Genomic DNA, 8511 nt, shown 5'->3' on the forward strand with positions numbered 1-8511 from the left:
GTGCAATAAGAATAAATATACGATAGATAAAAAAAAGACCAACGCTAGGAGAGTTGGTCAATAAATACTAGAAGCAATGTGAGCAATGTCGTTGTGAAAAACCAAGTAAAATACTCAACTATTCACAAGCTAAAAGATAATCATTATCATTTAATATGTCAACCCCAATAAGATTATGGTCACTATTTATTCACACTAAAAAACCAACAAAATAATTTAATTGATAGAAACTAAAGTTGGTAATTTGTCAATTATAACAATGAGATCGCTTTTTTCTGACTTAGTATTTATCGTATTCTCAATGCTTTTCATTTTTTTTATTTTATTGATTAAATCCTTAGCGTGTCGAGATCGTAAATGTATTGTTTTTTTAACCATGAGTCTTCTCCTTACTTGTAATAACCACTAGCATAATAGTGATAATACTTAAATGCAAATGATAATCAATATCATTTGCGTGTTTAGGGAGAGAATAAATTCTTGGTAAGATTGTGACATTGCCATATTCATACTTTATGTGCCGATTTTCTTATCTCAGGGCTATTAAAAAAATGATAGTATAAATAATAAAAAGCTCTAATAAGGAATTGACGCAATGGCATATGATTTAACAAAAAGATTAGTCATAGGGCTATCTTCTAGTGCGCTATTTGATTTAGAAGAGTCAGATAATATATTTCGTACTGAAGGTGAGGAGTCTTATCGAAAATATCAGCGAGAAATGCAAGATATTCCATTAAATAAAGGTGTTGCATTTCCGTTTATTAGCCGACTTTTAAAACTAAATAATATCAGGATTGATGATCCCTTGGTTGAAGTCATTTTATTATCTAGAAATGATCCTGATACAGGATTAAGAGTGATGAATTCTATTGAGCATTATGAGCTAGGGATCACCAGGGCTGTGTTTCTTCAAGGAAAATCACCTCATATTTATATTCCAGCCTTTGATATTGAATTATTTTTATCAGCAGATCATGATGATGTTATACAAGCAATTAAAGCTAATTATCCCGCAGGACAAATATTAGCAGGTCATATTAATGATGATAATGCAGATGAATTAAGAATTGCTTTCGACTTTGATGGCGTTATCGCTGATGATGAAGCCGAGGTTATTTACAAAACTTCGGGAGAATTATCACAATTTCATCTTCATGAAGCCAAAATGGTTGATACTCCTCATAACCCAGGGCCGTTAAAGAAATTTCTACTGCGTATTTCAGATATTCAAAAACTAGAATTAGAAAAAGTAAAGCAAGATCCTAGTTATGTTCCATTACTTAAGATTTCCATTGTTACTGCACGAAATGCGCCGTCTCATAAGCGAGTTATTAATACCATGAGAGCGTGGGGAATTTCTGTTAATGAAGCCTTTTTTATGGGAGGAGTAGAGAAGGCGAATGTGTTAAAGATTTTAAAACCACATATATTCTTTGATGATCAAAAATTACATTTAAAATCCTCGTCTGAGCTTCCTTCTGTACATATCCCATTTGGGATAGCGAACAAAGAGATAGATAATAAATAATTTATTATAGTAAAAAAGGTGTGTGATATTTATATCATACCCTATTTTTTTATTTTGTCTAATGTGGCCTTTATTTGAAATATTCTATTTATATTGTTTTATTTATTTTTTCTAAATAAAAATAAGTGTAAAATTGGATCTATTTTTATAGAAGTAGTATGGTGTTGGATGATTTATATATATTATAAATTAATAACGATTTATAGATATTTTATATTAAGAGGTATCTAACTAATTTAAATTAAATAAGGAAAATTGAAATGGATAATAATCATAGATTTTTTTCTGATGATGTATGCCCTAAAACTGCATTATATGGTCAATTTTATGGTGATAATCGCTATGCGGGCCGAGATTATGAACGAAAAATATATAATGGAAATAAATTCCCCAAAACTAAAAAAGGGTTTTATTTTAAAAAGTTAATGAATTTTAAATAATAAAAGCAATAAGCAATTAATATAAAGTCATTTTAAATAAAAATATCAATATTATTTAATATGTGGTTAATTGATATTTAAAAATGATTTGATGATTGCATAATTCGAGAAAATTACTACGCTCAAAATTTGTAGCGCAGTAAAAATCATTATTAACTTTTCTCAATACCAATCGGTTGATAACCTTGCCATAAAGGTTTGAAATGTTCACCTGAATTATTTGGTATTAGGTGAATGTAGTAATCACCGATTTTGCTTAATAAAATGCAATCATCAACATCTTTTAAATTATCTTTATGTTGTTGCTGGCTATCGACTAAAAGCGTTGTGATGGCTTTTTCTTTAGCCTCATTTGCTGATTGTGCAACAAATAAATCAAATTCGTGTAGTTCAGCTAGGCTTGATGGATGATAACCACCTACATTAACAAAGTATAACTTATTGTTATTGTTGCTAGTCTTATTGCTAAGACTGAGGCTAATATCAAATCCATCAACCCAAGTGATTTCAGTATAACCATCAATATGTACTTTATCTTTGTCACCAAACCATGCATCTCTTAATGCAGGCCAAGCATCTATAGGCTTTTCTGCTGCAACAAATTGAATATCGTGAACTTCGATATTTGACTTACCCGCATTGCCACCAACATAGAACATAAACAATTTCATTATTGCTTCCATTTTTTGTGTTTTTATCGATATATAATTTATTATATAACCATGTTGAGAGCAAGTGTAAAAAATGAAGATGATTGATTTTATGAACTAAATTATTCATTTTTACTCTAAGCATTTGCTATTAATTTAAAATATTATTTGGGGTAGATATGAGATTACTTATGCTTTTGAGTGTTTTTTTTATTTCTGCTTGTTCATCAACGGGAGCAATAGAATCTCAAGAAAGTAAAAGTCATAAAGAAGATCCATATTCTGATAGCACATTAAATAGTATTAAAACTAATCAGAATATTTATATTGAGCAACAACGTAGTAAAGGAAATTTTTAATCTGTTAAAATAAATGATTACTTCTTGGGCCACCTAAGTGGCCTTTTTATATACAAAAATATAAAATATGGCAATATTAATCAGAAGTTTTTTCAAATTTCCTGTATAAAAGTAAGGTATGCATTATTATTGTAATTGAGGGTATTGAATAATAATTCTATAAAAATAGTAAAAATAAAAGAGAGTATAGGGTAGATGAGCGATAAAAAAGAAAAAAAGTAATGGGATCTTAAGGCATACGGAGCTATATTTATATTCAGATAATCTATGAGATGAGGCTGTAATGAATAGAAAAGAATTAATTAATTATATTAAAGAAAACTATAATGTAGAGCCTGAGTATTTATGGATTAAATATCCTAATTATATAGTTTTTAGGCATAATAGTAATTCGAAGTGGTTCGCAGCTATAATGGATGTTCTAGAAAGCAAATTATTTGATAATGGTAGTAGCGATATAGTCGATATCATAAATTTAAAAGTTATGCCAAATTTAACGGGATCATTACGATTGAAAAAAGGAGTGTATCCAGCTTACCATATGAATAAAGAGCATTGGGTTTCTATTAGCCTCTCATCTGAATTTGATGATAGCGAGTTAAAATCTTTGATTGCTGAAAGCTATAATTTAACACAATAAATTAATAATTTTATTAATATAGCTTACTCAACTTTTAAACACTTTCTAACAATATGAGTTAAGCTATTGTCATATCTTCTATCATATACCTCTTTTCTGATTTTCATCTAACGTTAGTTATTTCAAATGTGCTTACATTTTCTATCTGAGCAAGCTTCTGAGAATGTAAAAATCGGTGAGTATATAATGATAGCTTGTTGGAGAATCATGATTTAATCATGATTAGAAAAAGCCTTTCTTATCATAATAATAGTTACTGCCCCCAAGAATATAATAAAGAAAATAAGTGAATTAAATATTAAAAAATTAATATCATTTTTTTTAAAATTCAACATTATCAATAACAAAAACAGAGAAAGTAAAAAGAATTTTTTGTTATTATTAATCATACAATATACGTAAGAAACAAAAATAGATATTAAGAGAAAAGAAAAATAAGCAATAAGAAAAGCAACAAATTCCACACTATTAAAAAAATTATAAGGTACATTTTCTTCATGGAATATAATTGTCAACACTATGGCGGTTGCTATAAAACTCATTGAAGTAAAGATCAAAATAACAAATTTATTAGTATATAAAAAAGATAGTTGTTTAAAATAAATAATTTTTATAGAAATTTCTAAAGAAGATACAAATACAACAATACCGATAAAAAAAATAACAGAAGAAATAACTAGCCAAATAATATTATTATAGCCAAATGTAGATATGCTCAGATAGAGTGATATCGTCAAAGATAATAATGGAGATATAAATGTTAACAACTTTTTGTTTTCTTTTTTGTTATTCATATTTCTATCCATTATAAAAACAACAGGATATCAATTAGATATCGTTAATGATAGCTGAGTGATTATATCACTTAGTCGGTTACAGTGAGCATTATTATTTATCGCATTTAGTTTTATTAGATCTTCGATACAGTGAAGTGGTTTTTGCTAACTAAGCGGGTTTATTTTATATGAGGCCGTATTTGATTTATCCAACGAGAAGAATATACGACTATTCAAAAATATACTTAATGTGATAACGCTAAGTATGCAGATTATTTTTTCATATTATTGCCTGTATTATTTTATGGAGCTTATGGTTTGATTAGCACAATAAAAAAGATATTACTTCTTTAATCAATAAAAGCTTTTTATATTACGCATCAAGCGTTTCTGGTTTTTTCTCTTAAATAATCATATCGGCCATTTAATTTCATTTTTTTAGTTCGCCAGCAAAATCTTTATTACATAAATTTAGTTAATGATTTAAGCGAAATTATAGCATAGAAACAGGGCGAAAATTGAGCTTTAACTAGGGTAAATATGATGGGGGTTTTACACCAGTTTTACACCAAGCAAATTCCAGACATAAAAAAACCAACCATAAGTGGTTGGTTTTTCTAAAGAATTTTGGTCGGCATGATAGGATTTGAACCTACGACTCCCCATGAAACCGATTTTAAGTTATCTAACACTTTGATTGTAAATATAAATAATGCATTTGCATGTGATTACATACAGTGCCTAATATACAAAATATGCATTATAAGAATCAATGAGTTAAGGGGGTTTTACCACTATACTCATACCTGTTAGCTCAGGTTTGAGCTAACAGGTTTCATAGGTAGAATATAATTTAAACTTGCGATCTGATCTGAGCGAAGAACTGACATAAATACTTATGATTATGTTATCGTGTACAACTTAATACTCTACAAGCAAAATAGTGTCATTAACTTTGGATAGTCGGTCAAAGTCACCTATAACCCTAACACTGTTCCCAATGGTGATTTTTCCATGAACTGGACAAGAAAAATTGAGTAACGCATTAATTAAAATTCGATTATTCGACAATGGACAAAAAGTTCCTTGCTAAATAAAATAATCAATAAAAACAATGAAATTTAATTCGGATCCCTAGTTCTTTTCTTTAGTAACGCATATGCGTTACTCTTAGCAAAGACATTACCGAGGTGATGAGATGAAGAGTTTGTTAGCTGATGCACTTAAATATATTGAGTCATCATTTCTGGTCAATACGAAAATTTTACAGGGAATGGATGAATATCTTCCATTTCAACTAAGAAAAAGCGCTACTTTAAGTATCGTAAATATCGATGACAGAGAGTTTATGGCGTTGACGACAAAAGATCCTGAGCTACTGGTGTCTAATAATTTTGTACATCTCAGAAGACTAGAGGCAAAGTCAGACTTATCATTAATTATAGTGACATCAGAACTAACTTTTGAGTTAAAAAACATATCAAAACAACTAAAAAATGGGTTAATCATTCCTGGACGGTATATTTCAATGCCGTCTTTGATGCTTCAGAGTGAAACGAAACTCGCTATTCCCGATCGTTGGGTCGATACCGAAAGTAGCTATGGTATTATTCCTTCATACCTATTGGCTTACTATCTTTCTGGCTATTTTGATGATGGTTTTAACAGCTTTGATATTTTGGAGTTACTTGAAGTATCAAAAATGGCTTTTTCTCGAGCTGTTAAAGAACTTTTATCTCATAAATTAATATCTGAAACTTCATATGGACGCAGTTCGCATTTTCAGTTTATAGAATCGCGGAAAAAAGTTTGGAACCATTATCGGCACCGAATTTCTCCTCTCTCTACAGGATTTGTCCCTGTCAGACATGAAACACTTAAAACTGAAAAAGTTTTTCTTTCAGGGGAATCAGCTCTATCTCGGTATACTCTTCTAGGCTCACCATCCAGACCGTTTTTGGGAAGGTGTTTAACGGACAAAGACAGATATATGAGGCCTATAACACCCGCGACGATGAAAGGCGACTATTTTTTTAAAATACTTAATGTGCTAAATGATGCTGAGTATTACCATTCTCATATTGAAGGCTTTGCTATGCTTCAAATTTTTCCTTACCAGCCAGCCATTCAAAATGATGCGTTGAATAAAGTTTTTCTTCTTTTTTCGAGGTTAAACACAGCCGATTTGAGGGTGAAGTCATCATATGTTGAACTTGAAGAGCAAGTGTACTCTAATCTTAAAGATTAATAAAAAAGGAATTCAGTATGGAAGGTGAAAATTTTTTAACCGAGTATATGCAGCAATACACCGATGATTATATTCTTATCGGTGGTAATGCATGTGCATTAAACTTTGAAAATATTGGCGCCAGCTTCAGAGCAACTGTTGATCTCGATATAGTTCTTATAACTGAAAGTACAAATGACGAATTTTATGGTCATTTATGGGATTATATCTCAGAACATGGTTATGAGGGAAAAGTATACAGAGGCAGTAATACGGGAGGTTCTGCCTATCGTTTCATCCAACCTGAAGACAGTCGTGTATCAAATGTACCTGCTCAAATAGAACTTTTCTCTAGGAAGCCGGATTACTTCGATACTGCTCTTGCCAAAAGACCTCATATTACTCCGATCAAAACAGGCCAAGGGATATCAAATTTTTCTGCTATTTTACTTGATGACGAGGTGTATGAATTTATAAGATCATCAAGAATTCCATTGAGAGGTATTTCAACAGTAAACCTAGAATGCCTTTTCGGACTTAAGTCAGTTGCATGGCACAGTAATCAAGCCCTATTTGATGAAAATAAAATTAAAGACAAGAATACAATATTAAAACATCCACAAGATATGATTAGTATTGCTAATGTGATTGAAGATCCTAAAATTACCTTATTCCCAACTCAGATATTTGACAGTTTACTATATTCGAAAGACTGCCTCTCAAATCAGGATGTTCGTGCAGAGTTACAAGCAACATCGTCCAATATCGATATTACGATTGAATATATAAATACTTTTGCCCAAAAAAAGTAAGTCTTGCCTGAATCGCATAAATTATAATAGTCTGTTACTGGCACAGAGCAATCTGTCAAATTAGAATTGGCCCTGTGCCACAGCAATTTCAGATAAAATTTGTATTAATATAATTAAGCAATTTCACAATGTGGCATTTCAACCCATTGTACATGGTTTTCTGTATAAATCTTGGTTGACTCCGCATCACTATGAGCCATTCGAGCTTGTGGATCAAAACCACGTTGTTTAAACATAAAGGCCGCCAATGCTCTTATTTCATGAAAAGTAGGTCTTTCATCTAAAGGCAAATGACTGGCAACGCCCACTCGATCACGTAACGCTGAAAATGCACGACTAAGATAATCAGGTGCAACTTGTGTTGGATGATTAACCTCTTTACTCACTTTATTTGGGATACGAGTAGGTAGCCTATGCACAATATAAGGGCTTGCCACATTGTCACGACTATTATCAATGATTTCTTTTAATGCCTTTCCTATGGGAATAGCAACGTGAGAAGCTTCTTTGTATTGTACTTTCTGCCTATGGATATAGATTATTCCATATATTCCATTTTTAGGCTCCTCATACCAAACACATCCACATATTCCTTCTTTAGGTGCTTTGATATTATATTTTATTCGTGATACTTCGAGCCTTGCTTGCGTTGTCTGTAATGCGAGATCCATTGCTGTTCTTAACCAAGGCTCTGCGGATGCTCGGATTTTAAGAAAGTCCTCATAAGATAATCTTCTACGTTTTTTACCATCGACTCTTTTCATTTTCTTACGTTCTGCTGGGTTATCGAACATAAGAGATTCATCTATTGCATAACTGAAAATCTTCTTTAAAAAACCTACTTTTCGATTTTGTACATTGGCAGAAGCTTCAGCATGATATTTATTAATAAATCCATTAACGTGTTCCAAAGATATTTCATTTGATGGAATATCCTTAAAAAAGGATTTCACTCTTTCTAGGTCGTTAGTCCAGTCATTCAACGTGCTTTTAGATGGTTGTTCATCATTGATGATCCGAGAAAACAATTTATCTAAATGCTCAGAGAAGGGAAGGGCTTCACCATATTGCCCTCC

General features: G+C 31.2%; 9 protein-coding genes and 1 tRNA gene. 6 read left to right on the forward strand and 4 right to left on the reverse strand.

The genetic code is table 11. The features are described 5' to 3' along the window. The first annotated feature begins 595 nt into the window (after positions 1–595). Positions 596–1531 carry a 5'-nucleotidase gene (locus GWI68_RS09665; protein WP_109408869.1) on the forward strand — a complete coding sequence of 312 codons (936 nt, stop codon included), beginning with the start codon at positions 596–598 and terminating at the stop codon, positions 1529–1531. Between the two features lie 260 nt (positions 1532–1791). Further along, positions 1792–1971 carry a hypothetical protein gene (locus GWI68_RS09670; RefSeq protein ID WP_109408870.1) on the forward strand — a complete coding sequence of 60 codons (180 nt, stop codon included), beginning with the start codon at positions 1792–1794 and terminating at the stop codon, positions 1969–1971. A 152-nt stretch (positions 1972–2123) separates the two neighbouring features. Here GWI68_RS09670 and GWI68_RS09675 read toward each other — a convergent pair whose 3' ends face one another. After that, positions 2124–2642 carry a DUF1543 domain-containing protein gene (locus tag GWI68_RS09675; protein WP_109408871.1) on the reverse strand — a complete coding sequence of 173 codons (519 nt, stop codon included), beginning with the start codon at positions 2640–2642 and terminating at the stop codon, positions 2124–2126. A gap of 158 nt (positions 2643–2800) precedes the next feature. On the opposite strand from GWI68_RS09675, the gene GWI68_RS09680 reads away from it, so the two are divergent. Both GWI68_RS09680 and GWI68_RS09685 read left to right on the forward strand, forming a co-directional pair. Next, positions 2801–2980 carry a hypothetical protein gene (locus GWI68_RS09680; RefSeq protein WP_109408872.1) on the forward strand — a complete coding sequence of 60 codons (180 nt, stop codon included), beginning with the start codon at positions 2801–2803 and terminating at the stop codon, positions 2978–2980. Between the two features lie 283 nt (positions 2981–3263). Further along, complete coding sequence (locus tag GWI68_RS09685; protein WP_109408873.1) at positions 3264–3620, forward strand: MmcQ/YjbR family DNA-binding protein; 357 nt, start codon at positions 3264–3266, stop codon at positions 3618–3620. A gap of 212 nt (positions 3621–3832) precedes the next feature. Here GWI68_RS09685 and GWI68_RS09690 read toward each other — a convergent pair whose 3' ends face one another. Both GWI68_RS09690 and GWI68_RS09695 read right to left on the reverse strand, forming a co-directional pair. Beyond that, complete coding sequence (locus GWI68_RS09690) at positions 3833–4414, reverse strand: hypothetical protein (RefSeq protein ID WP_166540142.1); 582 nt, start codon at positions 4412–4414, stop codon at positions 3833–3835. 610 nt (positions 4415–5024) lie between these two features. Beyond that, positions 5025–5134: transfer RNA gene (locus tag GWI68_RS09695), tRNA-OTHER, on the reverse strand. 460 nt (positions 5135–5594) lie between these two features. Here GWI68_RS09695 and GWI68_RS09700 point away from each other — a divergent pair. Then, positions 5595–6644 carry a hypothetical protein gene (locus tag GWI68_RS09700; protein ID WP_166540143.1) on the forward strand — a complete coding sequence of 350 codons (1050 nt, stop codon included), beginning with the start codon at positions 5595–5597 and terminating at the stop codon, positions 6642–6644. A gap of 17 nt (positions 6645–6661) precedes the next feature. Beyond that, on the forward strand, positions 6662–7435 hold the full coding sequence (locus tag GWI68_RS09705; protein WP_166540144.1) for a hypothetical protein: 774 nt from the start codon (positions 6662–6664) through the stop codon (positions 7433–7435). 113 nt (positions 7436–7548) lie between these two features. Here the strand turns inward: GWI68_RS09705 and GWI68_RS09710 are convergent. After that, positions 7549–8511: site-specific integrase (locus GWI68_RS09710; protein WP_166540145.1), on the reverse strand; the 963-nt coding region annotated here is incomplete at its 5' end.

This window comes from Proteus sp. G2669, assembly GCF_009915245.1.
Classification (GTDB): Bacteria; Pseudomonadota; Gammaproteobacteria; order Enterobacterales; family Enterobacteriaceae; genus Proteus.